Origin of the sequence: Thermomonospora umbrina (assembly GCF_003386555.1) — a bacterium.
Classification (GTDB): domain Bacteria; phylum Actinomycetota; class Actinomycetes; order Streptosporangiales; family Streptosporangiaceae; genus Thermomonospora; species Thermomonospora umbrina.
The window spans coordinates 138,630-165,539 of the sequence record NZ_QTTT01000001.1; the positions used below are offsets into that span (position 1 = coordinate 138,630).

General features: G+C 74.1%; 17 protein-coding genes, 3 tRNA genes and 1 pseudogene. 9 read left to right on the plus strand and 12 right to left on the minus strand.

Going from position 1 to position 26,910, the window contains the following annotated elements; translation table 11 throughout:
* Positions 1–40: 40 nt before the first annotated feature.
* Positions 41–673, minus strand: coding sequence for a TetR/AcrR family transcriptional regulator (locus DFJ69_RS00700; RefSeq protein ID WP_245973900.1), 633 nt, complete (start codon positions 671–673; stop codon positions 41–43).
* 115 nt (positions 674–788) lie between these two features.
* Here DFJ69_RS00700 and DFJ69_RS00705 point away from each other — a divergent pair, with 115 nt between their 5' ends.
* On the plus strand, positions 789–1,529 hold the full coding sequence (locus DFJ69_RS00705) for an SDR family NAD(P)-dependent oxidoreductase (protein WP_116020685.1): 741 nt from the start codon (positions 789–791) through the stop codon (positions 1,527–1,529).
* 23 nt (positions 1,530–1,552) lie between these two features.
* Complete coding sequence (locus tag DFJ69_RS00710) at positions 1,553–1,873, plus strand: DMT family transporter (protein WP_116026299.1); 321 nt, start codon at positions 1,553–1,555, stop codon at positions 1,871–1,873.
* Between the two features lie 5 nt (positions 1,874–1,878).
* On the opposite strand, the gene DFJ69_RS00715 is transcribed toward DFJ69_RS00710, so the two are convergent.
* On the minus strand, positions 1,879–2,703 hold the full coding sequence (locus DFJ69_RS00715) for an aminotransferase class IV (protein WP_211328461.1): 825 nt from the start codon (positions 2,701–2,703) through the stop codon (positions 1,879–1,881).
* On the minus strand, positions 2,681–3,679 hold the full coding sequence (locus DFJ69_RS00720) for a chorismate-binding protein (RefSeq protein ID WP_116020686.1): 999 nt from the start codon (positions 3,677–3,679) through the stop codon (positions 2,681–2,683). Before DFJ69_RS00720 ends, DFJ69_RS00715 begins: the two co-directional genes overlap by 23 nt.
* Before the next feature lie 187 nt (positions 3,680–3,866).
* Between DFJ69_RS00720 and DFJ69_RS00725 the strand changes: the two genes are divergently transcribed.
* From DFJ69_RS00725 to DFJ69_RS00735, 3 genes are all read left to right on the plus strand, one after another.
* Positions 3,867–3,938: transfer RNA gene (locus DFJ69_RS00725), tRNA-Gly, on the plus strand.
* A gap of 31 nt (positions 3,939–3,969) precedes the next feature.
* Positions 3,970–4,040, plus strand: a tRNA-Cys gene (locus tag DFJ69_RS00730).
* A gap of 4 nt (positions 4,041–4,044) precedes the next feature.
* Positions 4,045–4,116 (plus strand) — tRNA-Val (locus DFJ69_RS00735).
* A 242-nt stretch (positions 4,117–4,358) separates the two neighbouring features.
* On the opposite strand, the gene DFJ69_RS00740 is transcribed toward DFJ69_RS00735, so the two are convergent.
* The 3 genes from DFJ69_RS00740 to DFJ69_RS00750 form a co-directional block, all read right to left on the minus strand.
* Positions 4,359–5,594, minus strand: a complete 1,236-nt coding sequence (locus DFJ69_RS00740; RefSeq protein WP_147312158.1) for an MFS transporter — start codon at positions 5,592–5,594, stop codon at positions 4,359–4,361.
* A gap of 234 nt (positions 5,595–5,828) precedes the next feature.
* Positions 5,829–6,299: an SRPBCC family protein gene (locus tag DFJ69_RS00745; protein ID WP_116020688.1), complete on the minus strand. Its 471-nt coding sequence runs from the start codon at positions 6,297–6,299 to the stop codon at positions 5,829–5,831.
* Positions 6,286–6,639: an ArsR/SmtB family transcription factor gene (locus tag DFJ69_RS00750; RefSeq protein WP_116020689.1), complete on the minus strand. Its 354-nt coding sequence runs from the start codon at positions 6,637–6,639 to the stop codon at positions 6,286–6,288. Before DFJ69_RS00750 ends, DFJ69_RS00745 begins: the two co-directional genes overlap by 14 nt.
* 212 nt (positions 6,640–6,851) lie before the next feature.
* Between DFJ69_RS00750 and wrbA the strand changes: the two genes are divergently transcribed.
* The 4 genes and pseudogenes from wrbA (at position 6,852) to DFJ69_RS00775 (ending at position 9,876) form a co-directional block, all read left to right on the plus strand.
* Entirely contained in the window at positions 6,852–7,466 is a 615-nt protein-coding gene (gene wrbA, locus DFJ69_RS00755) for an NAD(P)H:quinone oxidoreductase (RefSeq protein ID WP_116026301.1), read from the plus strand.
* Positions 7,467–7,763 (plus strand): annotated as a pseudogene (locus tag DFJ69_RS00760) (lipocalin-like domain-containing protein); the annotation flags it as partial.
* 121 nt (positions 7,764–7,884) lie between these two features.
* On the plus strand, positions 7,885–8,502 hold the full coding sequence (locus DFJ69_RS00765) for a TetR/AcrR family transcriptional regulator (RefSeq protein WP_116020690.1): 618 nt from the start codon (positions 7,885–7,887) through the stop codon (positions 8,500–8,502).
* A 69-nt stretch (positions 8,503–8,571) separates the two neighbouring features.
* Positions 8,572–9,876: a methyltransferase gene (locus tag DFJ69_RS00775; protein ID WP_211328462.1), complete on the plus strand. Its 1,305-nt coding sequence runs from the start codon at positions 8,572–8,574 to the stop codon at positions 9,874–9,876.
* Here DFJ69_RS00775 and mhpA read toward each other — a convergent pair.
* The 6 genes from mhpA to DFJ69_RS00845 all read right to left on the minus strand — a co-directional run bounded on the left by mhpA (position 9,860) and on the right by DFJ69_RS00845 (position 26,909).
* Positions 9,860–11,446: a bifunctional 3-(3-hydroxy-phenyl)propionate/3-hydroxycinnamic acid hydroxylase MhpA gene (gene mhpA / locus DFJ69_RS00780; protein ID WP_116020691.1), complete on the minus strand. Its 1,587-nt coding sequence runs from the start codon at positions 11,444–11,446 to the stop codon at positions 9,860–9,862. The two genes, DFJ69_RS00775 and mhpA, sit on opposite strands and share 17 nt — an antisense overlap.
* Positions 11,436–12,224 (minus strand): arylamine N-acetyltransferase family protein, encoded by a 789-nt coding sequence (locus tag DFJ69_RS00785; RefSeq protein ID WP_116020692.1) that lies wholly within the window; start codon positions 12,222–12,224, stop codon positions 11,436–11,438. Before DFJ69_RS00785 ends, mhpA begins: the two co-directional genes overlap by 11 nt.
* A gap of 1 nt (position 12,225) precedes the next feature.
* Positions 12,226–23,343 carry a type I polyketide synthase gene (locus tag DFJ69_RS34010; protein WP_211328463.1) on the minus strand — a complete coding sequence of 3,706 codons (11,118 nt, stop codon included), beginning with the start codon at positions 23,341–23,343 and terminating at the stop codon, positions 12,226–12,228.
* Positions 23,344–23,485: 142 nt separating this feature from the next.
* Positions 23,486–24,457 carry a glutathione S-transferase C-terminal domain-containing protein gene (locus tag DFJ69_RS00835; protein ID WP_116020693.1) on the minus strand — a complete coding sequence of 324 codons (972 nt, stop codon included), beginning with the start codon at positions 24,455–24,457 and terminating at the stop codon, positions 23,486–23,488.
* Positions 24,454–26,067 carry a dipeptide ABC transporter ATP-binding protein gene (locus DFJ69_RS00840; protein WP_116020694.1) on the minus strand — a complete coding sequence of 538 codons (1,614 nt, stop codon included), beginning with the start codon at positions 26,065–26,067 and terminating at the stop codon, positions 24,454–24,456. Before DFJ69_RS00840 ends, DFJ69_RS00835 begins: the two co-directional genes overlap by 4 nt.
* On the minus strand, positions 26,064–26,909 hold the full coding sequence (locus DFJ69_RS00845) for an ABC transporter permease (RefSeq protein WP_116020695.1): 846 nt from the start codon (positions 26,907–26,909) through the stop codon (positions 26,064–26,066). The genes DFJ69_RS00840 and DFJ69_RS00845 overlap by 4 nt, the downstream gene beginning before the upstream one ends.
* Between the last annotated feature and the right edge of the window lies 1 nt (position 26,910).

The window sequence follows — 26,910 nt, forward strand, 5'->3', positions numbered from 1 at the left end:
CAGCCCAGTGTGACGCCGCCCGGGGCATTCCACGATGGATTCAGCCGGAACGGGCCAATCCGGATATCAGCGCGTCCAGCCCGGCCTTGATGCGCTCCACCGACATGCCGCGCGTCCGCCGCTGGTGGGCGACCAGGTTGGCGGCGAACGGGGCCAGCAGGGCGTCGGCGAGGTAGACCGCGTCGGCCTCGGGGGCGGCCCCCCGGATCAGCAGGACCAGGTGCCGATGGTAGACGTCGTAGGACTGCTCGAACCGGGCGGCCGGGGAGTCGAGCTCGGCCATCAGCAGCAGGTCCACCTGCTCGTCGGTGCGCTCGGCGAGGGCGTGCAGGAAGGCGCGCAGCCGGGCGTGGGCGTCCGCGCCGGGGCCCAGCGGCGGCGGGCCCGACAGGAACGCGGCCTGGAACCGCCGCTCACGATCGTCGATCACCGCGTAGGCCAGGCCCGCGCGGTCGCCGAACCGCCGGTACACCGTCCCGACGCCGACCCCGGCCGCCTGAGCGACCTCGTCCATCGACAGGGCCGCGACGCCGCGGGTGGCCACCAGTTCGGCGGCGGCGGCGAGGATCCGGCGGCGGTTGCGGGCCGCGTCGGCGCGTTCGACGGGCGGGCGTCCGAGCAGGGGCAGGTTCCGGCGCGGCGTCGCGGCCGGCGTCCCCGGGGCTGCGGTCACGGCTGTCGTCCCTCCCGTCCGCAGCCTACCGGAGCACCCTTGCATCCGGAGAGCTTTCCGCTTAGCGTGGGAGACCGAAATCGGAAACTTTTCCGCTTAGTGAGGAGCGCTCAACATGACGGCATTGACGGGCAGGGTCGCGCTGGTCACCGGGGGCAGCCGGGGCATCGGCGCCGCGATCGCCCGCAGGCTGGCCCGGGAGGGCGCCGACGTGGCGGTGACGTACGCCCGATCCGCCGACCGGGCGCGGGCCGTCGTCGCCGAGATCGAGGACGCCGGACGGCGCGGCACCGCGATCGCCGCCGACGCCGCCGACCCCACGGCGGTCACCGACGCGGTGGAACGCGCCGTCGACCGGCTCGGCGGGCTCGACATCCTGGTCAACAACGCCGGGATCGCCCCCTACGGGCCGTTCGAGGACGTCACCGTCGAGGAGATCGACCACGCGCTGGCGGTGCACGCGCGGGCCGCGTTCATCGCCGCGCAGGCCGCCGCGCCCCACCTGGAGGGCGGCGGCCGCATCATCGGCATCGGCAGCAACCTGGCCGAACGGCTCCCCTACCCGGGCTGGACGCTGTACGCCATGAGCAAGTCGGCGCTGACCGGGCTGACCAAGGGCCTGGCCCGCGACCTCGGGCCGCGCGGCATCACCGTCAATCTGGTGCAGCCGGGCTCCACCGACACCGAGATGAACCCCGCCGACGCCCCCGAGGCCGACGCCGAACGGGCCCTCACCGCGCTCGGCCGCTACGCCGAGGCCGAGGAGATCGCCGCCACCGTGGCCCACCTCGCGGGCCCCGGCGGCGCGTACATCACGGGGACGGCGATCACCGTCGACGGCGGGTTCGCCGCGTGACCGAGGCGGAGGGAGACCGAACGATGACCTGGCTCATCCTGCTGGGCGCCGCCGCGCTGGAATGCGTGTGGGCGGTCGCCTTCAAACAGTCCGACGGCCTGACCAAGGCGTGGCCCGCCCTGATCGGCGTGACCACCGCGATCGCCAGCGTCGTCCTGCTGACGATCGCGCTGCGCACGCTCCCGGTCGGCACCGCCTACGCGGTCTGGACGGGTCTGGGGGCCGCCGGGGTCGCCGCGGCCGGGATCGTCGCGTTCGGCGAGAGCGCCTCACCGGTGCGACTGGGATTCCTGGGCCTCATCCTCGTCGGCGTCGGCGGCCTGCGCCTCGTCGAAGGCGGCTGAGGGCCTCAGGGATCGGTGATCTCGGCGGCGCGGGCGGCGAAGGTCTCCATCGCCTTCGCCGTCACCGGCCCCGGGGCCACCGGCAGGGCGGTCCCGTCGATCGCCCGGATCGGCTGGACGTCACGGGTCGTGGAGGTCAGGAACGCCTCTTGGACCTCGGCGAACTCCGCCAGCGGGAGATCCGCCTCCTCGCCGCCGCACCACTCCAGGACCAGCTCGCGGGTCACTCCGGCCAGACAGCCGGACGACAGCGGCGGCGTGATCAGACGGCCGTCGCGGACCACGAACACGTTGGAGCCGGTGCCCTCGCACAGGTTCCCGGCGAGGTTGCCGAAGATCGCCTCGCCCGCACCGCGCTGCCTGGCGTACGCGAGGGCGACCACGTTGTCGGCGTACGAGGTGGTCTTGAGCCCCGCCAGCGCGCCGTGCTCGTTGCGCCGCCACGGCACCACGCCGACCTCGCCGATCGGCGGGAACGGCTGCTGCTCGGCCACGATGACGCTGGCCGTCGTGCCCTCGCGCCCCCGGTCCGAGCCCAGCGGCCCCGAGCCGCTGGTGTACGTGATGCGGATGCGCGCCAACGGCCACGCGGGGGCCGTCGCGAGCGCGTCCAGGGTGCCCCGGCGCAGCGCCTCGGCGTCCGGCTCCGGCAGGCCCAGGCCCGCCGCCGACCGGGCCAGCCGGCGCAGATGGCGGGTCAGCGCGAACGGCTCGCCGCGCACCGCCTTGACGGTCTCGAAGACCCCGTCGCCGACCAGCATGCCGTGGTCGTAGACCGACACGCGGGCGTCCTCGGGAGCCAGCAGCTCACCGTTGACCCAGACCTTCACCAGTCGACACCTCCAACAGCCGAGCCGCCTTGAGCTCGGTCTCGCGCCATTCCCCGACGGGGTCCGAACCCCATGTGATGCCCGCTCCGGTGCCGAAGTTCAACAGCCCGTCCGCCGTCCAGAAGGTGCGGATGCCGACCGCGAGCGCACCGCGCCGGGAGTCCCCGTCCACCCAGCCGATGGCACCACAGTACGGGCCCCGGGGCACGGGTTCGAGCGTGTCGAGCAGGGTGAGCGCACTCGCCTTGGGCGCGCCCGTGACCGACCCCGGCGGGAACGACGCGGCGAGCAGCTCGGGCCAGCCGACCCCCGAACGCAACCGCGCCCGCACCGTCGACACCAGATGGACGAGCCCCGGATGCTCCTCGGCCGCGCACAGCGCCGGGACCTCCACGGAGCCGACCTCGGCGACCCGCCCCAGATCGTTGCGGACCAGATCGACGATCATCACGTTCTCGGCGCGGTCCTTGGGCAGCAGGCCGGCGACCGTGCGCGCGGTGCCCTTGATCGGCCTCGACTCCACCACGTCCCCGTCCCGCGCCAGGTACAGCTCCGGGGAGGCGCTGGCGATCTCCGTCCCGGGCAGCCGCAGGGTCATGGCGTACGGCGCGGGATTGCCCTCGGCGAGGAGCGCCCCCAGCCCCGCGATGTCGGCGCCGGCGGGCAGCGGCGCGGACAGCACCCGGCACAGGTTGGCCTGGTAGACGACCCCGTCGGCGATCGCGTCCTGGATGCGGCGCACCCCCGCGACGTAGGCGGACTCGTCCAGCGAGGTCGTCCACTTCTCCGGGCCGCGCCACGGCGCGGCGGGCGGCCGGCCGGGCCGCACGTCGGTGAAGCGGGCGCAGGTGACCTTCCCCTCGTAGGTCACCACCACCGCCCACCACCCGCCGGAGTCCAGCGCGGCCGGGTCGCTGGTCACGTCGGCGAGCCCGGTGGCCAGCGTCCCGCCGACATGGGCGAACGCGTCCTTCATGGGACAAGTGTCCCCGCCTCGCCACAGAGCCGTCACTCCAGGGCCAGACGGCCGACACCTCCCCTCCCGTCCGCGCGAGTCCCCCGGACCGGCAAACCGGTTTGGGGAAGCGGCCCGGACCCGCTAATCTTCTCTTGCGTCACCGAACGGAAGGCCCCACGAGGAGCCCTCCCGAGGGGACACCCATGCGGACGTGGCTCAGTGGTAGAGCATCACCTTGCCAAGGTGAGGGTCGCGGGTTCGAATCCCGTCGTCCGCTCTGAGGGGCCGAGCAGCGCGGCCTCACTTCTGGTGGAGTGGCCGAGAGGCGAGGCAACGGCCTGCAAAGCCGTGTACACGGGTTCAAATCCCGTCTCCACCTCTAAGGGCGATTAGCTCAGTGGGAGAGCGCTTCCCTGACACGGAAGAGGTCACTGGTTCAATCCCAGTATCGCCCACGTGCCGGGCCCCTGTGCTCGCCGACCTTCGGTCGGCTTCGCCGGGGGCTCGCAGTGTTCTCCCGGGGGGCGACCCCCGCGCCGGCCCTCCGTGCTCGCCGACCCTTCGGGTCGGCTTCGCCGGAGGGCCGCAGTGTTTTCCCGGGGGGGCGACCCCCCGGACCCCCCGGTGTGGGGGCTCCGCCCCCACGCCCCCTTGTCCTCCGTCCTCCCCCGCCCGCCCGCCCCTTTGGGGCTCGTGTTCACGGTGGGGCGGCCTTGGTGTGGGCTCTTGGTCGGTGTGGTTGGTCTTCGTGGGGGCCTCTGAGGGCGAGGGTGGGTAGGACGGACAGGGTCGCCAGGAGGGTGAGGGCCAGGGGCGTGCCCCACGGGGCGGCGTCGATGAGTCGGCCGGTTGCGGTGCCGCCGGCCAAGGCGACCAGGCCCGAGAAGAAGTGGAGCACGCCGAAGTAGGCGCCGAACCGGCCGGGCGGCGCGGAGCGGGCGAGGGTCTGGAACGTGGCCGCGTGGCACAGGCCGGTGGCGAGGCCGCTGAGGACGGACGCGAGCAGGAGGACCGTCAGGCGTCCCGTTTCGTCCGGGAGCGCCGCCAGGAGTGCGTATCCGGCACCCGCGCACAGGAGGCCGGTCTTGAGCACGCGGGGGTCCTCTCCTCGGCGGGCCGCGGCGCACCACGGTTGTACGAGGCTCGCGACCAGGGCCGCGACGGACAGGAACAGGGTCGTGCGTCCGGGGCCGGACCCCGTGAGCGGCACCACGGTCATCGTCTGGGTGAGGAGGAGGGTGACCGGGGAGACCGCCAGCGCCCACCTCACGAAGCCTCGGTCTCGGAGGACCGTCGCCACGCTCCCGGACATCCGGCGGCCCACCTCGGTGATCCGGGTGCGTCCGCGCGGCGTGCGGGGCCGGTCGTTCAGCAGGAGGAACAGCAGAGCGGCGACGGCCCACGCGGTCGCGGCGGCCGTCGCCACCAGGCCGAAACCGCCGCCGAGCAGCAGCAGGCCGGCGGGCGGACCGGCCACCGCCGCCGCCTGACCGACCACCGTGTACGCGGCGAACCCGCGGGCGCGGCGTTCGGGGGCCACCCCGGCGAGCAGCGACTGGGCCGCCGCGTGGAACAGGGCGCCGCCGACCGCCAACAGCAGCACCGAGGCGAACAGACCGGGCGGGCCGCCCGCCGCACCGAGCGCCGCGAAGCCGACCGCCCGCAGCGCGCAGGCCACCACGCCGGCGCGCGCCGCCCCCACCAGGTCGATGACGGCGCCGACCGGTAGGAACAGCGCGTACTGGAGGGCGGTGCGGAGCCCGAGCATCAGGGTGATCGTCCCGGCGAGCAGGCCGAGGTCGTCGCGCAGGTGGAGGACCACGTGCGTCATCACCGCGAAGTAGCCGAGGGAGATCAGCGCCTGGACCACGACGACGACCGCGATCACCCGGCGGTCGGACGCGGTGCGCTTCATGAAGGGCGGGTCATGCACCCTGAGACGGGACACGCGGCCTGGGTCGTACGGGGGGATGCTGCACGAAGATCCTCTCTCGGCCACGGGCCGCGAGCGTCCGCGCGTCGCGCCACCTGATGAGCGCTTCAGTATCGTTCCCGGTCAGGTGTGGTCAGGCCGCGTACGACCGTCCGGCCGTCGGACGGTGAAGGACACGGGCGGACGACGGCCCGGGACGGCCCCGCCCTCGGTGGGCGGGGCCGATGGCCCGGGTCAGCGGGAGGCCAGGACCTCGTCGAGGCGCTCGAAGCCCTCCTTGACGCCGGTCTCCATGCCGGAGGCCGCCATGCCGTCACGGTCCTCGGCGGACTGGAAGACGGAGAGGCCGACGACCTTGGTCCGACCGCCCTCGATCTCCTCGAACGTCACGGACTCCAGCGAGACGTGGCCGGGCATGCCCTCGAACTCGAAGGTCTGGACGATCCGGCTGCCCTCCTCGACGTCGTGGAAGACGCCCCGGAAGGCGTACGTCTCGTCCCCCGCGTGGTGCACGTACCGGTAGGAGCCACCGGAGGTGGGGTCCCAGCGGTCGATGGTCATCTCGTACTTGCGCGGGCCCATCCACCGCTTGACGATCTCCGGGTCGGTGTACGCCTCGAAGAGCACGGCCGGCGGCGCGTCGAAGACGCGGGTGATGACGATGTCCTGCTTGCCGGGCTCAATCACGAATTCAGTCTCGGCCATGGTCTGGTCCCTTCCTTCTGCGCTGTATCTCTTGGATTTCCAGGTCGAGGCGGTCGAACCGATCGCGCCACATCTCGCGGTGGCGCTCGATCCAGGCGGACGCGCCCTCCAGCGGAGCCGTCTCCAGCTTGCAGGGCCGCCACTGCGCCTCCCGGCCCCGGCTGATCAGCCCGGCCCGTTCGAGCACCTTCAGATGTTTGGAGATCGCCTGAAGGCTGATCGAGAAGGGCTCCGCCAACTCGTTGACGGTCGCCTCCCCCTCCGCCAGTCGGGCCAGGAGGGCCCGGCGCGTGGGGTCGGCCAGCGCGGCGAAGGTGACGCTGAGCTGATCGTCCGCCATCTCGTATTCAACCTCTCAATTGTTCAACCGATGCGTTGATTATGACCCGCGGCGGAGACCTGCGTCAACCCCGGGATCGACGCGCCCTCGACCGCGTGAATGGCGGAGGAATCTCCACTTAGTCATTGCAAGCGGAGAGATCTCCTACTAATCTGGTCGCCATTGGGAGGGTTCGGCGACCGGCCGGGCCCGGCGGGAAGGACGAGGTGGCCATGTCCCCGAAGATCGCGGTGATCTACTACTCCTCGACCGGGAGCGTGCACGCGCTCGCCGGCGCGCTCGCGGAGGGAGCCGAGAAGGCCGGTGCGGAGGTGCGGGTCCGGCGGGTGGCCGAGCTGGCGCCGGAGTCGGCGATCGACGCCAACCCCGCCTGGCGCGCGCACGCGGGCGAGAGCGCGGACGTTCCGGTCGCCGATCACGACGACCTGCGCTGGGCGGACGGGTACGCGTTCGGCACGCCGACCCGGTTCGGCAACGTGGCGGCGCAGCTCAAGCAGTTCCTCGACTCGACCGGGCAGCTCTGGCTGGACGGGACGTTCACCAGCAAGCCGTTCACCGGCTTCACCAGCACGATCAACCTGCACGGCGGCAGCGAGGCGACGCTGATCGCGCTGTATCTGCAGGCGTTCCACTGGGGGTCGGTGCTGGTGCCGCCCGGGTACAACGACGTGAGCGTCCCCGACGCCTACGGCAACCCGTACGGGGTGTCGCACCCGACGAAGGTCGGCGGTGCGCGCCCCGACGAGAAGGCGCTGTCGGCGGCCCGGTTCCAGGGGCGGTACCTGGCGACCATCACCGGTCAGCTCCTGGCCGGGCTGCAGAACTAGATGGACGCCGCCGATCTGGTCGGGTCGTGGGAGCTCGTCTCCATGGCCGAGTTCGACGAGGACGGGAGGCCGCACGACGGGCCGCTCGGACCCGACGCGCGCGGAACGCTCTATTACGGGGCGGACGGCTACATGTCCGTCCACCTCATGCGGGGCGACTCCCGGCCCGGCTACATCGGCTATAGCGGGGGCTGGCGGCTGGAGACCGACCGGGTCGTGCACCACGTGGCCGTCTCCTCCGACCCCGCGTGGGTCGGAGGGGACCAGGTCCGCCGCGCCGAGTTCGTCAAGGGACTGCTCGTCCTCGAACGACGGGACGGGGCGTTCCGGGCGCGGCTCGCGTGGCGGCGGCCCCCGGTGGGACGACGTGCGGCCCGGTTAGACTCCGGACTCGGCGGACGGGCGGAGGAGACGCGGCGTGACGGTGCGATTCATCACCGAGACCCTGCCGGTGATCGGGCAGGGGCCGGCCGAACGCGCGGACGCCGCGCGGAGCCGGCGCAAGATCCTCCGGGCCGCCGCGGAGCTGGTCGCCGAGGGCGGGGCGGAGAAGCTGTCCCTCGACGAGGTCGCGCACGCGGCCCAGGTCGGCATCGGAACGGTCTACCGACGGTTCGGTGACCGGGCGGGGCTGCTGCTGGCGCTGCTGGACGGCGGCGAACGCCGCTTCCAGGAGGACTTCATGCAGGGGCCGCCGCCGCTCGGGCCCGGAGCCCCCCCGGCGGAACGGGTCCGCGCGTTCCTGCACGCCATCGTCGACCACGTCGAACGGCAGCCGGACCTGCTGCTGGTCGCCGAGGGTGTCGCGCCGCAGATCCGGTACGGCTCCGGCCACCACGCCACCCGCCGGCTCCACCTGGTCACCCTGCTGGGCGCGCTCCTGCCGGGGGCGAAGGTCCACTACCTGGCGGAGGCGCTGCTCGCCCCGCTCACCCCGAGCCTGATCGTCTATCAGCGCCGGCATCAAGGACTCTCGGTCGAGGAGATCAAGTCCGGTCTCGACGACCTGCTCCGACTGACCCTCGGACGTCTCTGAGGGCTCCTCCGAGGACGTCCTCGAGGACGTCTCCGAGGCGGCCGGGGTCACCGCACCCGAAGGGCGGCCATGCCAACGAACGAGGAACTCCTGCGCACCCACTACTCCGCGCTCGGCCGCGGAGACCCCGATGCCGCGGCCGACGTGTTCGCGGACGGCGTCCCGTCCGCGCCGCCCCCGCTCCCGAACGACGTACGGCCGCGGGCCCGGGAGTTCGTGCCGGCGTCCGACGAGCGGGTCGTCGTGCTCGGCGACTACCGCGCGGGGGATGAGGCGGTGCCGTTCGTCCACACGTGGCGGTTCGCGGACGGCAAGGTCGTGGAGGTGACCGACGTCCACGACGCCGCCCGTCTGGGCGCGCTGATCGCGGGGGCGGGCGATGACGGCGGCCTGCGGGACATGGCCACCGGCTTCATGGTCTCGCAGGTGCTGCACGCGGCCGTCGACGTGGGCGTCTTCACGGCGCTCCGGGACGGCCCGATGGACGGCGAGAGCCTCCGCCGGAGGCTGGGCCTGCACGAGCGGGGGGCGCGGGACTTCTTCGACGCGCTCGCCGCGCTCGGGCTCCTCGAACGAGGGGACGGGGTCTACGCGAACACGCCCGTGACCGCGGCCCATCTCGGTGACGCCGAGGCGGACTCCTACCTCGGCGGGCTGCTGGCGTACATCGGGAGCCACTGGTACTGGTCGTGGGGTCGGCTCGCCGATGCGCTGCGCACCGGGAAGTCGCAGTCGTACGGGGGCGAGTTCCCCTACGACGCGATCCAGGCCGACCCCGAACTGGCGGAGCGCTTCCAGCAGGCGATGTTCGCCACCTCCACCGCGCTCCGGGCCGCCATCGCCGGGGGCTTCGCGTGGGAACGGGTCGGCACGGTCGCCGACATCGGCTGCGCGGACGGGTCCCTGCTCGCCCGGCTGCTCACCGCCCACCCGCACCTGCGCGGGATCGGCTTCGATCTGCCGGCGGGCGTGTCCGGTTTCCGCCGGACCGTCGCGCGGCACGGCCTGGAGGATCGGGCGCGCTTCGAGGCCGGCGACTTCCGGGCCGGACCGCTCCCCCGGGCCGACGCCCTGCTGTTCGCGCACATCCTGATCGACTGGGACGCCGAGACGCGGCACATGCTGCTGGCCAAGGCGTACCGGGCGCTCCCCGAGGGCGGCACGATCCTGATCGTGGACACGCTGCTCGAGGAGACCCGGGGGCCCGACAGCGCCGCCGGGCTGCTGGTCGGCCTGCACATGCTGGTCGACCAGCGGGGCGGTCCGAGCTACAGCGCCGAGGAGTGCTTCGACTGGCTCGGCAAGGCCGGGTTCCGGGACCGCCGGGTGCGGTCCCTGTCGGGGTTCGATCGGCTCATCACCGCCGTGAAGTAGCCCGCCGGGGGCCGAGCCGGGCGCCCAGGTCGTCGATCAGGGCGGCGGTCCCGGCCGGCCCCGCGGCGGTGCCGAAGACGGTGAAGTCGGGCCGGACGAGCATCGTCCGCGCGGAGCGTTCGGCCAGGTGGGCGGCGTACACACCGGTCACGTCGGTCGCCTCGTCGGCCCCGGGTCGCGCGCCCGTAGGAACGACGCGGACGACGCGCGCACCGAGCTTCTCCAGGAACGCCCGCCGCCCCTCGTCGAGGAGCCCCTCGACGGGGTCGAGGGAGATCAGCGCGAAGCCCGTTCCGACGACGTCGTCGAAGCGGCCCGTCGCACCGTCGACGGTGACCTCGCCGTTCGGGGCGAGATCGCCCCCGGTCGTGTGCAGCAGTCCGCCGCTCAGCGGCCGAACCTCCAGCACCGCCCGCTGCGAACCGCCCAGCGCGCGCAGGGCGGCGATCATCTCCTCGTCGCGCCGTGCGGCGGCGTCCGGGTCGGGCTCGCAGATGACGCGGCCGAGCTCGACCGAGCGGAGGATCGCGTGCTGGACGTGCTCGCGGCGCTCGTCGGTGTAGGTGTCCAGCACGTCGTCGTCCGCCAGGCCGGCGAGCACCAGGTCCAGCTTCCAGGCGAGGTTGGCCGCGTCCCGGAAGCCCGAGCACATCCCCTGCCCCGCGAACGGCGGCATCAGGTGGGCGGCGTCCCCGGCCAGCAGCAGCCGTCCCTTCCGCCACTCGGCGGCGTGTCCGGCCTTGAACGTGTAGACGGCGTGCCGGTCGAGGGTGGCGTTCTCCGGGGTCTCGCCCTCGCGGGCGAGCAACCGCCACGCCGCCTCGGGGGTGTCGAGGTCCGCGATCGTCTCGCCGTCGATCCGCATGAACTCCCACCGCCGATGCCCCGGGCCCGCCGCGACCGACGTCCGAGGCCGTTCCGGGTCGCAGATCTGCAGGTTGTCGGGGACGTACTCGCGCGGCGTCGTGGGCGTGACGTCGCAGATCAGCCAGTCGTGGCCGAACCCCAGCTCGGTGAACCCGACGCCCATCGCCGCGCGGACGAAACTGTTGGCCCCGTCGCAGCCCACGAGCCAGTCCGCCTCGACCCGCAGCGGCTCGCGGCCGTGGTCGCCGCCCCGGGGCTCGGCGGTCAGCAGCACCGACCCGCCACGGTCGACGATCGCCGTCGCCTCGTGGCCGCGATGCACGCGCAGGCCGGGCAGCTCCGCGCCCCGCGCGATCAAGGCGTCCTCCAGGCCCGGCTGGTACATGGAGGTGACCACCGGCCAGCCCTGGGGGCTGATGCGGCCCAGGCCCGTGAAGTTCAGGAGGTCCTCGCCCGCGCGGTTGCGCCACACGTAGTCGCCGAGGGGCCGTCCCCGTTCGCCGAGCGAGGGATCGATCCCGGCCGAGGCGAGGATGCGCGCGGACTCGCCGTCGTAGGCCACGGCGCGCGGCAGGGTGTACGGGCGTTCCCAGCGTTCGACCACGATGACGCTCCGGCCGCGCTGGGCGAGGAGGGCGGCGAGGGTCTGCCCGATCGGTCCGTGCCCGACGATCACGACGTCGGCCTGCAGGTCAACGGTCACCGGCGGGCACCCCCAGGATGCGGTCGGTCGCGGCCCGGAACTCGGCCGGGTCGACCAGGACGCGGGTCCTCTGAACGCCGTCGTCCACGGTCGTGAGGACCCGGCCGACGAGGACGCTCTGCCCGCGTTCCGTGGCGCGGGCCCGCATGACCGTGGTGGCCGCGACCAGTTCCCCCGTGGAGGCGCGGCGGCCGACGCCGTCGGGCCCGTCGTGCCAGTCGCCGAACGCGCGCGGTCTGGGCGTCAACCGGTAGAGGGCGCGCCAGGCGCCGTCCCGGGGCCGGCGTTCGATCGTGAGGCGGCCGCCGTTCTCCGTCACCCGGTATCCGCAGCCGTGCTGTTCCTGGACGCCGTCGGTCACGCGGAGCGGCTCGATGAAGCCGGGTCCCGCGAAGCCCACGTCCACCAGCCACAGCTCGCCCCGGAGCCGGACGCCGAGCAGGAGGTGCGCCTCGGCGTCGGCGAACCGGCCGTCCGGCTCCCACAGCGCTGCCGAGTAGATCTCCGGCTCGAATCCGAGCCCGTCGAGCAGCCGGTGGAACGAGCCGCTCAGCTCCAGGCAGTTGCCGCCACGGCCGCCGAGGACTCCCGCGCCGAACACGGCGTCGAGGTCGATGTCCGCCGCGATGAGCCCCGACTCGCCGCGCTCGACCCATGCGGAGTTGTCGTAAGGGACCCGTTCCATGTGACGGCGGTGCAATTCCCGCAGGGCCCGGGGGGTGTGGTCCACCGGGTCGGGATATCCGATCCCGGCCAGGTACCGTTCCGCGTCGACCATTTCAGTTCGTGCCCTCCGTGGTCAGTTCATCGAGGAGATGCTCGGCGAGCATCCGGGGTGTGACGTGATCGAAGATGAGCGTCGCCGGCAGTTTCAGGCCGGTCCGGCCGACGAGCCGGTTGCGCAGTTCGGTGGCCCTCAGGGAGTTGAAGCCCACGTCGAAGAACGCCGCGTCGGGAGCGAGGGACGGTTCGGTCTCGCCCAGCGCGGCGGCGGCCGCGTCCCGGACGAGGTCGAGGAGCGTGGGGAGCCGATCCTCCTCGGGCAGGCCCGCCAGCCGTTCGGCCAGCGGCTTCTCCGTCCCGGCGGCGGAAGGCGCGCTCACACCGTTCGTCGTGGTGGGAAGGGTCACGTCGGGCCAGAAGCGGCGGTGCTGGAACGCGTAGGTGGGGAGCGGGATGCGGCGGGCCCCGGTGCCCTGGAAGACCGCCGACCAGTCGATCGGGACACCGGCGGTCCACAGTTCCGCCGCCGAGAGGTACACCCGGTCCAGGTCCCCGTCGTCTCGGCGCAGGGTGCCGGCCACGACGGCCCCGGCATCGTCGAGGATCTCCTGGACGCTGCTCGTCAGCACGGGGTGCGAGCTGGATTCCACGAACACCCGGTGGCCCTGTTCGGCCAGTGCCTTGATGGCGGCCTCGAAATGCACGGGCCGGCGCAGATTCCGGTACCAGTACTCGGCGTCGAGGGAGGCGTCCTCCACCCACGTTCCGTCCACGGTGGAGAAGAACGGCACCTTGGGCGGCCTGGGGTGGATGTCGGCCAGCGCTTCCACCAGTTCGTCCCGGATCGATTCCACATACGCGGAATGGGAGGCGTAGTCCACGGCGATCCGGCGGACCCGCACGCCGTCGGCCTCGCAGGAGGCGATGACCTCGTCCAGTGCTTCCGGCGCGCCGGCGACCACCACCGAGGAGGGGCCGTTGACGACGGCGATCTCCACACCCGGGACCAGGCGCGCGGCGACCCGATCCTCCGGCAGGGCCACCGACGCCATCGTCCCGCGACCGGAGAGACGCGCGGCGATCACCTGGCTGCGGCGGACGACGACCCGGGCGGCGTCCTCCAACGACAACGCCCCCGCCACGCACGCCGCCGCGATCTCACCCTGCGAGTGCCCGACCACGGCATCCGGCGCCACACCCAACGACTCCCACACCGCCGCCAACGACACCATCACCGCCCACGACACCGGCTGCACCACATCCACCCGATCCAACGGCCCACCATCACGCACCACGTCCAAGAGGGACCACTCCACCAAGGTGTCCAACACCGCGGCACACTCGCCCAACCGCGCCGCGAACACCGAGGACGACTCCAACAGCGCGGCACCCATCCCCACCCATTGCGCCCCCTGACCCGGGAACACCAACACCGACTCGCCGTCCGCGCGGTGGCCGGCGACGCCGTTCACGAGGGCGGGCGTGGAGCGGTCGTCCCGCAGGGCGGCCAGGCCGGCGAGCAGCTCGGCGCGGGAACGGCCGACCAGCACGGCACGGTGCGTGAGCTGAGCCCGCGTCGAGACCAGGGAGAACGCGGTGTCGACCGGCGGGGCCGCGGCCAGGTGCGCGGCGAGCCGCCCCGCCTGTCCGCGCAACCCCCCGGCGGACCCGGCGGAGACCACCAGCGGGAGCACCGGCGGCTCCGCCGACGGCTCGGGTTCGGCGGACTCGGAGGGCGGGGCCTCTTCAAGGATCACGTGGGCGTTGGTGCCGCTCACGCCGAAGGCCGAGACGCCCGCGCGCCGTGGGCGGTCGCCGTCGGGTTCCCAGGGGCGGGCCTCGGTCAGCAGCCGCACCTCTCCCGTGGACCAGTCGACCTCGGGTGAGGGCGCGTCGACGTGGAGCGTCGGGGGCAGGACACGGTGCCGCATCGCCAACACCATCTTGATCACGCCGGCGACGCCGCCGGCCGCCTGGCTGTGCCCGATGTTGGACTTGATCGAGCCGAGCCACAGCGGGCGGTCGGCGGGCCGGCCCCGTCCGTAGGTCGCCAGCAGCGCCTGCGCCTCGATCGGGTCGCCGAGCGTCGTGCCGGTCCCGTGGCCCTCCACGGCGTCCACGTCGGCGCTCGACAGGCCCGCGTCCGCCAGCGCGTTCGCGATCACCTGACGTTGGGCGGGGCCGTTCGGCGCGGTCAGGCCGTTGGACGCGCCGTCCTGGTTGACGGCCGTGCCGCGGATCACGGCGAGCACCTCACGGCCCGCGCGCCGCGCGTCCGACAGCCGCTCCAGGAGCAGCAGCCCCGCGCCCTCCGACCACGCGGTGCCGTCCGCCGCAGCCGCGAACGCCTTCGCCCGGCCGTCCGGGGCGAGCCCGCGCTGCCGGGAGAAGTCGATGTAGTTGTCCATCGTGGACATCACCGTGGCGCCGCCGACGATCGCCATGGCGCACTCCCCGTTACGCAGCGCCCGCGTGGCCAGGTGCAGCGCGACCAGCGACGACGAGCACGCGGTGTCCACGGTGATCGCGGGGCCGCGCAGGCCGAGCGTGTAGGCGATGCGACCGGAGGCGACGCTGCCCGCCGTTCCCGTCAGCCGGTAGCCCTCCAGCTCGGGCGGCGGCGGCGACAGCAGCTTGGTGTAGTCGTGGTGGATGAGGCCGGTGAACACCCCGACGTCGGACTCCCGCAGCGACCCGGGATCGATGCCGGCCCGTTCGATCAGCTCCCAGGTCACCTCCAGGAGCAGGCGCTGTTGCGGGTCCATCGCGATCGCCTCCCACGGCGAGATCCCGAAGAACTCCGCGTCGAACCCGGCGGCGTCGACGAACGACCCCTTGCGCACGTAGTAGGTGCCGGGACGGTCGGGGTCGTCGTCGAACGCGTCCAGGTCCCATCCCCGGTCCTCCGGCAGGTCCGTGATGGCGTCCACGCCGTCGCGCACCAGCCGCCAGAACCCGTCGGGGTCCTCGACGCCGCCGGGATAGCGGCAGCCCACGGCCACGATCGCGATCGGGTCGTCGTCGCCCGCGTCCTCCCGCACGTGCCGGGGGGCGGTCGCCACGGCGGTCTCCGTCCGGTCCCCGGCGAGCGCGCCCCGCAGGTGTTCGGCGAGGGACGCGGGGGTCGGGTGGTCGAAGACCAGCGTCGCGGAGAGCCGTCGTCCGGTGGCGGCGTTCAGGCGGTTGCGGAGTTCGACGGCGGTCAGCGAGTCGAACCCCGTCTCCTTGAACGCGCGGTGCGGGGGCACCGCGTCCGGCCCGGCGTGCCCGAGGACGGCGGCGGCCTCCCTGCGCACCAGGTCGACGAGCAGCCGGGTCCGCTCGGCCTCGGTGGACCGGGCGAGCCGTTCCGCCAGGCCCCCGCCGTGGGCGCCGGCGGTCGGGGCGAGCGCGGCCCGCCTCTTCCGCTTCGCCCGCACCAGGCCGCGGAGCAGCGGCGGCACGGGCTCGGACACGGAACGGTCGCGCAGTCCCGGCAGGTCCAGCGCGACCGGCACCAGGGCGGGACGGCCGGAGCGGAGCGCGGCGTCGAACAGGTCCAGCCCCGTCTCGGTGGACATCGGCACGACCCCCTGCCGGCGGTGCCGTGCGGCGGCGGTCTCGTCGAGGCGCGCGGTCAGCTCGCTGGTCTCGTCCCACCAGCCCCAGGCCAGGGACACGCCGGGCAGCCCGGCGGCGCGACGACGGTGCGCCAGCCCGTCGAGGAACGCGTTGGCGGCGGCGTAGTTGCCCTGTCCCGCGTTGCCGAGCACACCGGCGGCCGAGGAGAACAGCACGAAGAACGCCGGCGCCGCGTCCGCGGTGAGTTCGTGCAGGGCGAGGGCCGCGTCGGCCTTGGGCCCGTGGACGGCGGCCAGTCGCTCCGGCGTGAGCGCGGTGATCACCCCGTCGTCCAACGCACCGGCGGTGTGGACCACCCCCGTGAGGGGATGGTCGGCCGGCACGGTGGCCAGCAGTGCGGCCAGGGCCGCGCGGTCGCCGACGTCGCAGGCCGCGACGGTGACGTCCGCGCCGAGGCCCGCCAGGTCGCGCACCAGGTCCGCGGCGCCGGGCGCGTTCGCGCCCCGGCGGCTGCACAGCAACAGGCGTCGGACGCCGTGGTGGGTGACCAGCCGCCGTGCGACCCGCGCGCCCAGCGTCCCCGTCCCGCCGGTGATCAGGACGGTTCCGTCGGGATCGAGGCCGGGCCGTTCCTCGGCGTCGGCGGCGACGGTGACCAGCCGGGGGATGTGGAGCCGCCCGTCGCGGACGGCGAGCTGCGGTTCGTCGGACAGCACCGCCGCCTGCGGCAGCGGGTCGTCGGGATGCTCGACGTCGACGATCGTCAGGCGGCCCGGATGCTCGGCCTGGGCGGAACGCAGAAGGCCCCAGGCCGCCGCCGCTCCGAGGTCGCGGACCTCGTCCGGGTCGCCCACCGCCACCGCGCCGTGGGTCACGACGATCAGCCGGGAATCCGTCGTCCCCGCGAGCCAGCGCTGAACGGTCTCCAGCACGGCCGTCGTCGCCTCGCGCAGCCGCCGGGCGTCGTCCCCTTCGCCCGAGGACGGCGCGAGGCGGGACACCACGGCGTCCCGCCGCCCGGGCGCGGCGGGCGCGCTGAACGGCATCCACTCGATCGCGTACAGCGGAGCGCTCGTACCGGCCGTGGGCGCGACCGTCTCCACGGCTCCGATCGACGCCACCGGTCGTCCGGAGGGATCGGTGAGCGTGAGGGCCAGGTTCTCGTCGGCGGCGACGCGGAGCGCCGTGGCGCCGGTGGCGTGCAGTTCGACCCGTTCGAACGCGACGGGTGCGCGGCCCCGGCCGACCACGCGGAGCGCCGCGCCGAGCAGCGCCGGGTGCAGGGCGAAGCGGTCGGCCTGCGCCGCCTGCTCCTCGTCGAGCGCCACCTCCGCGAAGAGGTCACCGTCCCGCGTCCATGCCGCGTCGTCGGTGTCGGCCACGACGGCTCCCGGGGGAGGCCATGCGCCGAGGTCGGTGTCGGGTGTCGTCCCGCCTCCCGTCTCCAGGAGGCCGTGGGCGTGTCGTTTCCAGGGGTCGGAGCCGTTCCGTGCGTGGACGGCGACCTCGTGCCGTCCGTCCGCGTCCGGCTCGCCCGCGACGATGACCTGGATCCGCGCGTCGCCGTTCGGCGGCTCCTCGACGACGAGCCGGTGGATCACGTCACGGCCGATCTCGTCTCCGGCGAGGAGCACGAGGTCGAGCAGGGCGGCGGTGGGGTCGACGGTGTCGTGGAGTCCGCCGGTGAGCACGACGCCGCCCGTGTCGGACAGCTCGACGATCGTGTCGATCAGCGGGTGTCCGGCGCGGGACGGCCGCAGCCAGTACCTCTTGCGCTGGAAGGCGTAGGTGGGGAGGGGAACGCGACGGGCCCCGGTCCCCTCGAACGCCGCCGCCCAGTCGACCGGGACGCCGGCCGTCCACAGCTCCGCCGCCGAGGCGTACACGCGGTCCAGGTCGCCGTCGTCGCGGCGCAGGGTGCCGACCACCACGCCGCCGACGCCGTCGAGGATCTCCTGGACGCCGCTCGTCAGCACCGGATGCGAGCTGCACTCCACGAACACCCGGTGGCTCTGCTCGGCGAGCGCCTCGACGGCGGCGCCGAACCGCACCGGCCGGCGCAGGTTCCGGTACCAGTACTCGGCGTCCAGCGCGTCGCCCCGCAGCCATGCGCCGTCGGTCGTGGAGTAGAACGGCACGCGGCCCGGCTGCGGCCTGATGCCGGCCAGCTCCCTCGACAGCTCGTCCCGGACGGCCGCCACCTGCCGGGAGTGCGAGGCGTAGTCCACCGCGATCCGCCGGACCCGCACCCCGTCGGCCTCGCAGCCGGCCACCACGTCGTCCAACGCCTCCGGCGCGCCCGCGATCACGACCGAGGAGGGGCCGTTGACGACGGCGATCTCCACACCGGGCACCAGCCGCGCGGCCACCCGATCCTCCGGCAGGGCCACGGAGACCATTCCGCCGCCGCCGGCCAGGCGCGACGCGATCACCTGGCTGCGGCGGACGACGACCCGGGCGGCGTCCTCCAACGACAACGCCCCCGCGACACAGGCCGCCGCGATCTCACCCTGCGAGTGCCCGACCACGGCATCCGGTGTCAGTCCCAGCGACTCCCACACCGCCGCCAACGACACCATCACCGCCCACGACACCGGCTGCACCACATCCACCCGATCCAACGGCCCACCATCACGCACCACATCCAAAAGCGACCACTCCACCAAGCCGTCCAACACCGCGGCACACTCCCCCAACCGCGACGCGAACACCGAAGACGACTCCAACAGCGCGGCACCCATCCCCACCCATTGCGCCCCCTGACCCGGGAACACCAGGACCGTCCGCCCGGCGGCGGCGTCGACCGAGCCCGCCACCACGTCGGGGACGGGCCCGCCGGCGGCGAAGGCGCGCAGGGCCGCGACGGCGCGGTCTCGTTCGGCGGCCACGACCACGGCGCGGTGGTCGAGCGCCGCCCTCGTGGTCAGGAGGGAGAACGCCTCGTCCGTGACGCCGTGTCCGGGACGGTCGGCGAGGGAGGACGCGAGCCGGGCCGCCTGCGCCCGCAGCGCCTCGGGGGAACGGGCCGAGAGCACCAGCGGAACCGCCGCCGGGTCGAGGACGGCGTCGTCGCCGGTCGCCTCGGGTCGCGGCTCGGGGGCCTCCTCCAGGATCACGTGGGCGTTGGTGCCGCTGACGCCGAACGACGACACCGCGGCGCGGCGGGGGCGGTCGGTCTCCGGCCAGGGGCGGGACTCGGTCAGCGGCTCCACCGCCCCGGACGACCAGTCCACCCGCGAACTGGGCTCGTCCAGGTGCAGGATGCGGGGCAGCTCGCCGTGGCGGAGCGCCAGCACCGTCTTGATCACGCCCGCGACCCCCGCGGCGGCCTGAGCGTGCCCGATGTTCGACTTCAGCGACCCCAGCAGCAGCGGGCGGTCGGCGGGACGGTCCTGTCCGTAGGTCGCCAGCAGCGCCTGCGCCTCGATCGGGTCGCCCAGCGTCGTGCCGGTGCCGTGCGCCTCGACCGCGTCGACGTCCGCTGCCGACAGGCCCGCGTCCGCGAGCGCCCGCCGGATCACGCGCTCCTGCGCCGGTCCGCTCGGCGCGGTCAGGCCGTTGGACGCCCCGTCCTGGTTCACCGCCGAGCCGCGCACCACCGCCAGCACCTCGCGGCCCGCGCGTCGGGCGTCCGACAGCCGTTCCAGCACCAGGACGCCGACACCCTCCGACCAGGCGGTGCCGTCCGCCGCGTCGGCGAACGGCTTGCAGCGCCCGTCGGGGGCCAGCGCGCGCTGCCGGGAGAACTCGATGAACGACGTGGGCTTGGCCATCACCGCCACACCCCCGGCCAGCGCCAGCGTGCACTCGCCGTCGCGGAGGGCCCGCACCGCCAGGTGCAGCGCGACCAGGGACGACGAGCACGCGGTGTCCACGGTGACGGCGGGGCCCTCGAGCCCGAGGGTGTAGGCCACGCGGCCGGACGCGACGCTGCCGGCGTTGCCGGTGCCGAGGTACCCCTCCAGTCCGTCGGGGACCTCGCCGAGCTCGGTGGCGTAGTCGTGGTACATGACCCCGGTGAACACCCCCGCGTCGGAGCCCCGCAGCGAGGCCGGGTCGATGCCCGCCCGCTCGACGGCCTCCCACGAGGTCTCCAGCAGCAGCCGCTGTTGCGGGTCCATCGCCAGCCCCTCGCGCGGGGAGATCCCGAACAGGTCGGCGTCGAAGTCCCCGGCGTTGTAGAGGAACCCGCCCGCTCGGACGTAGGACCTTCCGGCGCGGCCGGGATCGGGGTCGTACAGGCCGTCCAGGTCCCATCCCCGATCCTCGGGGAACGGGCCGATCGCGTCGCGCCCGTCCCTGACCAGCCGCCACAGGCCGTCGGGATCGGCCACCCCGCCGGGCAGCCGGCAGGCCATGGCGACGACGGCGATCGGCTCCTCGGACCTGTTCGGAGCCGGCTCGCCGACGAGCGCGGAGGTGTGGGCCTCACCGCCGACCAGCAGCGCGCGGAGGCGTCGCGCGACCGCCGCCGGGGTCGGGTGGTCGAACGCCAGGGTGACGGGCAGCCTCAGGCCGGTCCGACCTATGAGGCGGGCCCGGAGTTCCACGGCCGTCGCCGACGTGAGCCCCAGATCACGGAACGCCAGGTCGGCCGGGACCCCGTCGCCGTCCGGCGCGTCGTACAGTTCGGCGACCTCGGCGCGGACCAGGTCCGTCAGCAGCCGCTCCTGCGCGTCGCCGGAAAGCCCGTCCAGCCGCTCCCGCAACCGCGCCGACGCGGCGTCATCGGGCGCGGCGCCCCGGACCGGAACCCCCTCATCGGCACCGGGCGTCAGCCCCGTCAGCGCCGGATGCCCCGCCATGTGGGCGGCGTCGAACATCACGGCGCCCTCCGCCTCGCTCAACCGCCCGTCCAGACTCAGCGCCAGCGCGGGCAGTCCCCGCGCGACCCGGTGGTGCGCGAGCGCGACGAAGAACGCCTCCGCCCCCTCGTCCTCCCGCCCGAACACGTCGGCCGCCACGAACCCGGAGGAACCGACGGACACGACCGGCCCGGCGGACCTGGGAGACGCGTCGGACAGGGAAGACGCTGGAGACCGGGGGGACTCGGGAGGCGCGGCAGGCGCGGGAACCGGGGCGGACGTGGGAGACGCTGGAGACCGAGGAGACTCGGGAGGCGCGGTGGGCGCAGCAGGCGCGGGAGGCGGGGTGGTGATCGGGGACAGGAGGACGAAGGCGGAGAGGTTCAGGTCGGTCGTCAGTTCGTGGAGGTTCAGGGCGCCGGTCCGTGCGGTGCGGGGGGCGCGGGTGGAGGTGCCGGGGGCGATCACCACTGCGGCGAGGTCGGCGGGGAGGTCGGCCAGGAGGGCGGCCGACGCGTCACCGTCGGCGATGTCGCAGGCCGTCAGGGTCGCCTCGACGCCTCGGCCGGCCAGTTCGGCGCGGAGGGCGGTCGCCGCCGGGTCGGTCTCGCCGCGTTCGCTGACGAGCAGGATGCGGCGGGCCCCGTGCGCGGTGGCGAGGTGGCGGGCCGCCCGGGCGCCGATCGGGCCGTCCGCACCCGTGACCACGACGGTGTGCGGGGTGTCGGGCAGCATCGGGGTACGGGACGTCGAGCCCGACGCCACGCGCACGAGGCGGGGGCGCAGCACGGCTCCGGAGCGGAGCGCCGACCGCGGTTCGCCGGAGAGGATCGCCTCGGGCAGCGCCGCCGCGCCCTCCGAGTCCAGGTCGACGAGGACGACACGGCCGGGGTGCGCCGCCTGAAGGGAGCGGACCGCGCCCCAGGCCGCCGCGCCGGCGAGGTCGGGAACGTCGTCGCCGGGGGCGGCGGCGACCGCGCCTCGCGTCACCACGGCGAGTGTGCCCGCCTCGGCGGCTCCGTCCTCAAGGTGCGCGCGGACCCGATCGACGAGTTCCCGCAGCGGCACGTCCGCCCCGCCCGACAGCACGGTGACCTGCGGCCGGTCCGTGGAGGCGACCGTCGCCCCTCGCGCGCGCAGATGCTCCGCGAGGCCGAAGGGATCCGGGCCGGGCACGGCCCAGAGCGTCTCCTCCGACCACGACCCCGGGACGGGCGCGGGCGACCAGTCGAGCCGGAACAGGGAGTCGTGCCGGGCCGCCCCCACGGCGCGGAGTCGGCCCGGGCGTTCCAGCAGCACGTGGCGGGTGATCTTCCCGGAGGCGGTGCGCGGGATCTCCTCGACCTCGTACAGCTCCTCGGGCACCTTCACGGCCGACAGCCGTTCCCGGCAGGCGGCCAGGACCTCGTCCGGGTCGAAGCCCTCGGGGCCGGCGACCAGATGGGCGACCGGGACCTCGCCGAGGATCTCGTGGGGCCGCCCCGCCACCGCGGCGTCGGCCACTCCGGGGACGCCCCGCAGCACTTCCTCGACCTCGCCGGGGTGAATGTTCTCCCCGCCCCGGATGATCAGCTCCTTGATCCGGCCGGTGATGGTGAAGTAGCCGTCCTCGTCGCGTCGCGCCAGGTCACCGGTGCGGTACCAGCCGTCGCGGAACGCCTCGGCGGTCGCGTCCGGCCGGTCGTGATAGCCGAGCATGACGCTCGGCCCGCGCACCCAGACCTCGCCCTCCGCGCCGGGCCCGACGTCCGCGCCGGAGTCCGGGTCCACCAGCCGCACGCCGAGACCCGGCACGGGCAGGCCGCACGAGCCCTCGACGCGGGCGCCCGTCGGCCAGTTGATCGTGATCGCCCCGCACGTCTCGGTGCTGCCGTACGCGTCCAGCAGCGGGGCCCCGAACGCCTCCTCGAACGAGCGCCGCAGCGCCGCCGTGGTGACCGCTCCCCCGACCAGGCACACCCGCAGGTCCGGCGCCTCGAACCGTTCCTCCCGGGCCGCCCGGACCAGATGGTGGTAGATCGTGGGCACCCCGGCCAGGAAGGTGATCGAGTGCTCGCGCAGGGCGTCGCGGACCACGTCGGCCGCGAACCCGTCCAGGATGTGCGCGGTCGCGCCGACCGCGGTGACGCCGAGCACGCACGCGATGTGCGACAGGCTGTGGAACAGCGGCAGCGGCCACAGCACCCGGTCGTCGGGCGACAGGCCCGGGATCGGGGCGTAGCACGCCGCGACCGACCAGAGGCAGGACCGCTGCGAGGACAGCACGCCCTTCGGGCGGCCGGTCGTGCCGGAGGTGTAGAGCATCCAGGCGGGCGCGTCGAGCGGCAGGTCGTCGCGGGCGGGCGCGGCGGGCGTGGTGGAGGCCAGCCGCTCGTGGGCGACCGTCCCCGGCGGGGGCGGGGCGTCGCCGACGACCACGATCCGCCGGTCCGCCGCCCCCGGCAGCGTGCGCAGCCGTTCGACCTGCGAGCCCTCGGTGATCACCACTCGGGCGCCGCTGTCCTCCAGGATGTGGGACAGCTCGGAGTCGGTGAGCCGGGGGTCGACGGGCACGCCGATCGCGGCGGCGCGGACGATCGCGAGGTAGCCCTCCACCGTCTCCACCCGGTTGCCGAGCAGGATGGCGGCGCGGTCGCCGGGTTGCAGCCGGAGCCCGGCCAGGCCCCCGGCGAGGCGGGCGGTCCGCCGTTCGAGTTCGGCGTGGCTCACGCTCCGCCGGGCGTCCTGGAAGGCGACCTTGTCGCCGAAACGCAGGGCGTTCGACCGCAACAGTTCGTGCAGGGGACGGATCAACTCAGCGCGCAGCATGGAACGAGTCTCACCGCGCCCCATCGAATTCGCCCCCCAGAGGACCCCCCTAGGCGTCCCCTATCCTCCGTATCGTGAAGCGAACACAGAACGGCCCCCGAAAGAGATCGGGAGCCGTTCCTCGACGGAATTCGGTAAGGGCCTAGAGATGTCCACGCCCGTGCGGGGCGGCCCAGTCGGCCGCCCGCGGAGCGATGTCGAGACGCTTCACGTCGTCGTTCACGAACCCGGGCCTGGGCACACGAAAGGTGGAGAAGTCGGTGGAGTCCCGGAACGCGGGGATCCGGTAAAGGTCGCGGGCGTAAGGCCACAGATGGGGGTAATCGGTGAGCGGTCGTTCGCTCACCCCGCTCATCGGGTTGTAGAGGAGGTCGAAGCGGACCAGCGTCGGCCAGAGCCGCACGTCCGCCTCGGTGACGGCGTCGCCGAGAAGGTAGCGCCGTTCGGCGAGCCGGGTGTCCAGCCGTTCCAGGGCGAGGACCATGCGCTCCCGCCACAGGTCGTGGTCGGCCTGCGTGGCCGCCGCGGCCACCTGGTAGGGGCCGTTGTTGACGTTGTCGTAGACGTAGGCGTTCAGCTCGTCGATCTCGGCGCGGAGCTCCTCCGGGTAGAGCCGCACGTCGGGATCCCCCCAGGCGTCGAACGCGGTCCCGAGGTCGAGCGTGATGTCCGGGAAGTGGTTGCTGACGATCGAGCCGGTCACGCGGTCCCACAGCACCGGGACCGACAGGTGCCCGGGGAAGCCCGGCTCGGTCGCCTCGTACGCCTCTTGGAGGAAGGCGAACCCGTTCACCGGGTCGGGCCCGCGCCGTTCCCGGAAGGCCCAGCCGCGGCCGTCGCGTTCGTCGTCGACGTAGGAGAGCGTGACGACGTCTTGGAGGCCCTTGAGCGCCCGCACGATGGCCGTGCGCTGCGCCCAGGGGCAGACCCAGGCGAGGTAGAGGTGATAGCGCCCCGGCTCGGCCCGGAATCCGCTCGACCCGTCGGCCGTGACGCGGCCCTGGAACGGGTAGCGGGGCCGGTTCCAGCCGTTGGACGTGTCGATGCGGCCGGGGCCGTACTCGCCGTAGGTCTCCCGGTCCACAGGGCCGGCGAAGACGGGGGTCTCGGTCACGGGGTCGCCTCCAGAGGTTGCCGCAGGGCGTCGGGCGAGCCGGCGTGGACGCCGGCGGGAAGCCGCGGGATCGCGGCGAGCAGTTCACGGGTGTGGTCGGCGCGGGGTTCGGCGAAGACCCGGTCGGCGTCGCCGGTCTCCACGATGCGGCCGTCCCGCATCACCACCACCCGGTCGCTGACGTGCCGGATCACGCCCAGGTGGTGGGAGATGAACAGGTACGCCACGCCCAGCTCCGCCTGCAGCTCGGCCAGCAGGTCCAGGACCTGCGCCTGCACCGACACGTCGAGGGCGGAGACCGGTTCGTCGCACACGATGACGCGCGGGCCCGGGGCCAGGGCACGGGCGATCGCCACGCGCTGCCGCTGCCCGCCGGACAGCAGCAGCGGGCGACGGTCGAGGAGACCCGCGTCCAGCCCGACCTGCTCCAGCAGCCGGACCGCCCGGTCGCGGCGCTCCCCGCGCGGCACCCCGCCCGCCTCCAGCGCCTCGTCCAGCACCCGGCGCACCGTGAACCGGGGGTCGAACGAGCTGAGCGGATCCTGGTAGACGACCTGGATCCGGGGGCGCAGCGCACGCCGTTCGCGGCCGGACAGTCCGCGCCACGACCGGCCGTCCACGAGCACCTCGCCGGCGTCGGGCGCGAGCAGGCCGAGCACCATCCGGGCCGTGGTGGTCTTGCCCGAGCCGGACTCCCCCACCAGGCCCAGGGTCTCGCCGGCGCGCAGCTCGAACGAGACGTCGCGCACCGCGGGCCGTCCCGCGAACGTCTTGGACAGGGCGCGGGCCTCGATCACCACCTCGCCGGGCCCACCGCCCCGGGCGGGGCGGACCCGGCCGCCCGTCGGGACCGCGTCGAGCAGCGTGCGCGTGTAGGCGTGCCGGGGCGCGGTCAGCACCTCGTCGGCCGCCCCCTCCTCGACGATCTCGCCGTCCTTCATGACCAGCACGCGATCGGCCAGTTCGGCGACGACGGCGAGATCGTGGCTGATCAGCAGCAGCGCCGTGCCGGCGCGACGTCGTTCGTCCAGCAGTCGCAGGATCTGCGCCTGCACGGTGACGTCGAGCGCGGTGGTCGGCTCGTCGGCGATGAGCAGCACGGGGTCGGCGGCGATCGCGGAGGCGATGAGGGCCCGCTGCCGCAGCCCGCCGGACAGCTCGTGCGGGTACTGCGCCGCGCGCGCCTCGGGCTCGGGCACCCCGACGGCGCGCAGAAGGTCGACGACGCGGGCGGGCCGTTCGGCGCGGGGCACCACGTCGTGCAGCCGCAGCGTCTCGGCGATCTCCTTGCCGACCGGGCGCAGCGGGTCCAGCGACACCAGCGCGTCCTGAAGGACGTAGCCGATGCGGGAGCCGCGCACCGTGCGCCAGCGGCGGTCGTCGTAGGCGGACACGTCCGCGCCGTTGATCCGCAGCGTGCCGGCGCGGACGTCGGCGCCGTCGCCGGACAGGCCGAGCAGGGTGCGGGCGGTGACGCTCTTGCCCGATCCCGACTCGCCGACGATCGCCACGCACTCGCCGGGCCGCACGGTGAACGACACGCCGCGCACCGCCCGGATCGACCCGAACGAGACGGCGAGGTCGGCGACCTCCACCAGGGGCTCGGTCATCCGGTCCTCCCTTCGGAGCGCCGTTGCAGCGCCCGGCCGACGGTGGTGGTCGAGAGCACAGTCAGGGTGATGGCCAGGCCGGGGAAGACCGCGACCCACCACGCGACCGAGAAGTAGTCGCGGCCCGCGGCGAGCATCGCCCCCCATTCCGGCGCCGGCGGCCGGGGGCCGAAGCCCAGGAAGCTCAGCGCCGACGCGGCGATCAGCGCGATGCCGACCTCGATGGCGGCCAGCACCAGCAGCGGCGCGAACGCGTTCGGCAGGATGTGCCGAATGATGAGCCGTAGTCGGGTCTGGCCGAGTGATTCGGCGGCCTCCACATACTCCGACCTCCGTACGACCATCGTCTGAACGCGAACCAGCCGCGCATAGCCGGGAGTGGTGTAGAGCGCGATCGCGTAGATCGTCGGCACCGTTCCGGGACCGGTGACGGCGAGGACGAGCAGCGCCAGCAGCATCGTCGGCAGGGACAGCGTCATGTCGGCCAGCCGCATGACGATCTGGTCGAGGACCCGCCCGCCCAGCCCCGCCAGCAGCCCCAGCACGGTGCCCGCGAAGACCGCGAGGGCGGTCGCCCCCAGCCCGGTCAGCAGCGACGGCCGCGCCCCGTACACGATGCGGGTCAGCACGTCGCGCCCGTTGGCGTCGGTGCCCAACGGATGATCGGCGCCGGGCCCCTGGAGCGCCGTCAGGATGTCGGTGTCACCGGGCGACCCGTTCACCAGCAGGCCCGGGGCCAGCGCGGCGAGGCCGATGAGGGCGAGGAAGGACGCCGCCGCCCACAGCCCCGGCCGCGATCCGCGCCCGCCGCGCCCGGTCGACCGCCGGGCCATCGTCGGCATC

Coding starts and splice junctions, on each gene's coding strand:
- DFJ69_RS00705 (WP_116020685.1), top strand. CDS start 789: ATGACGGCATTGACGGGCAGGGTCGCGCTGGTCACCGGGGGCAGCCGG.
- DFJ69_RS00710 (WP_116026299.1), top strand. CDS start 1,553: ATGACCTGGCTCATCCTGCTGGGCGCCGCCGCGCTGGAATGCGTGTGG.
- DFJ69_RS00720 (WP_116020686.1), bottom strand. CDS start 3,679: ATGAAGGACGCGTTCGCCCATGTCGGCGGGACGCTGGCCACCGGGCTC.
- DFJ69_RS00745 (WP_116020688.1), bottom strand. CDS start 6,299: ATGGCCGAGACTGAATTCGTGATTGAGCCCGGCAAGCAGGACATCGTC.
- DFJ69_RS00750 (WP_116020689.1), bottom strand. CDS start 6,639: ATGGCGGACGATCAGCTCAGCGTCACCTTCGCCGCGCTGGCCGACCCC.
- wrbA (WP_116026301.1), top strand. CDS start 6,852: ATGTCCCCGAAGATCGCGGTGATCTACTACTCCTCGACCGGGAGCGTG.
- DFJ69_RS00775 (WP_211328462.1), top strand. CDS start 8,572: ATGCCAACGAACGAGGAACTCCTGCGCACCCACTACTCCGCGCTCGGC.
- DFJ69_RS00785 (WP_116020692.1), bottom strand. CDS start 12,224: ATGGTCGACGCGGAACGGTACCTGGCCGGGATCGGATATCCCGACCCG.
- DFJ69_RS34010 (WP_211328463.1), bottom strand. CDS start 23,343: ATGCTGCGCGCTGAGTTGATCCGTCCCCTGCACGAACTGTTGCGGTCG.
- DFJ69_RS00840 (WP_116020694.1), bottom strand. CDS start 26,067: ATGACCGAGCCCCTGGTGGAGGTCGCCGACCTCGCCGTCTCGTTCGGG.
- DFJ69_RS00845 (WP_116020695.1), bottom strand. CDS start 26,909: ATGCCGACGATGGCCCGGCGGTCGACCGGGCGCGGCGGGCGCGGATCG.